This is a genomic window from Dysgonomonas sp. GY617 (assembly GCF_015233815.1).
GTDB lineage: Bacteria > Bacteroidota > Bacteroidia > Bacteroidales > Dysgonomonadaceae > Dysgonomonas_A.
The window spans coordinates 1-1,467 of record NZ_JADCLR010000041.1 but is presented as its reverse complement, the minus strand read 5'-3'; the positions used below and the strand labels follow the sequence as shown (position 1 = coordinate 1,467).

Below are 1,467 nucleotides of genomic sequence, written 5' to 3'. Positions count from 1 at the left end.
ACTGGCTTCCCTCCATAAAGGTATATTTATAATACGGTCGATATCAGATAAAAAGTTGGGTAAAACTACTTCCGAATATGGAGGCTTTAACCATTGATTGAAACAGCTGGTTTTTAACAGATTATTGAGCTTTGTTTTAAGACTGTCTTTATTTATATGGGTCAAAGCAGGAGGCGGTGCCAATGCTCTACTGCTATTGTCGTTACCATTCCATTTAACATATTGCGCATTTGAGGAAATGAATTTTGTACCTTGAATCTGAGACACACTATCTAGGAAATTGAACCAATAGGCTTCTTCCCCAAGTAGATCTCGGGCATCCTTAATACTTATTATATTGTCAAAATATTGCTTTAAAACTTCTTCCTGATCTTGGGCTATAACTGTTGATATGGTAAATAATAAACAAATAGCTGAAACTAATATTTTTTTGAGCATAGATAGTGTGTATGTTATAAAAATTTAATGATGCAAAAATAAAAGGAGAAAATTTGATATTAAACATAAAAGACGTAATCGATAATCGTACTTTTCGTTGGATATCCTATAGCTTAGAGTATTTACATGATACTTTTCTATTATCAGGGAGTAATAGAAGCTTCTATTATTACCTTCGATAAGGTCAACGAATATTCCGAGTCAATTATCTGACGATTATTATCTAATAATAAGAGCCGTTTATATGGTTCAGCACTGGTATATCCATAAAAAATTTGATCTATTTCAGGTCTATCGCAGTTAAGGATATAGACCATCCCATCCGAATCAGTGCCTAATCCTTCTTCAACACTAAAATTTCCTTTTTGGACAAACTTATTTTCAAGTTCTTTTCCTAAATAAACACTTGTCAACTCAAAGAATTTACTATCATCATAAATTTTCAATGTAGTCTCTATTCCACGACAATCGGCACAAGGCAAAATACCTTTATATACAGAAATCGCTCCTAAAATATCATTTATTGCATTTTTTTTTGCAATGCCTACGAGAGCAGGTTGGGTGATTTCTTCATTCTTCTGTGAATTACAAGCTGCTAATAAGCAAATAATAATAACCAGAACGAATAATAATTTTTCCATTTTGTCCTTGTTAGTCATAAGCTAAATACATACATGTTAATATTTACATAAATTACAATAAACATTCATTCAACTTTAGAAAGAACATTCTAATTAATCAAAATAAATATTGCAAAAGAACACATTGAGTACTAGATTAGATATACTATTTAGGTCTAAAACAAAATAAATATACCACATCAATAGACCCTCCGTAATACCAAATGCTCAAAAACAGTTGCAAATAAATCTCTGACAGAATATATATGAAAAAGAGCAACAACAAGAGAAACTTTCACCCATTTTTAGTTATTAGTATTTTTTCTCACTTATTGGGCAAAATACTTTATTCTATATAAAATATATGGGTGTATTTGCAAAGGGAACCCCTTCGATTGAAATTCGAAGG

Annotated in this window: 2 protein-coding genes; both read right to left on the bottom strand. The window is 30.9% G+C overall.

The genetic code is table 11. The features are described 5' to 3' along the window. Nucleotides 1-438 (bottom strand): hypothetical protein (locus IR022_RS19805; protein ID WP_194205057.1); only part of this gene is annotated, 438 nt, incomplete at its 3' end. Between the two features lie 143 nt (nt 439-581). Then, on the bottom strand, nt 582-1,079 hold the full coding sequence (locus IR022_RS19800; protein WP_194205056.1) for a copper resistance protein NlpE: 498 nt from the start codon (nt 1,077-1,079) through the stop codon (nt 582-584). Between the last annotated feature and the right edge of the window lie 388 nt (nt 1,080-1,467).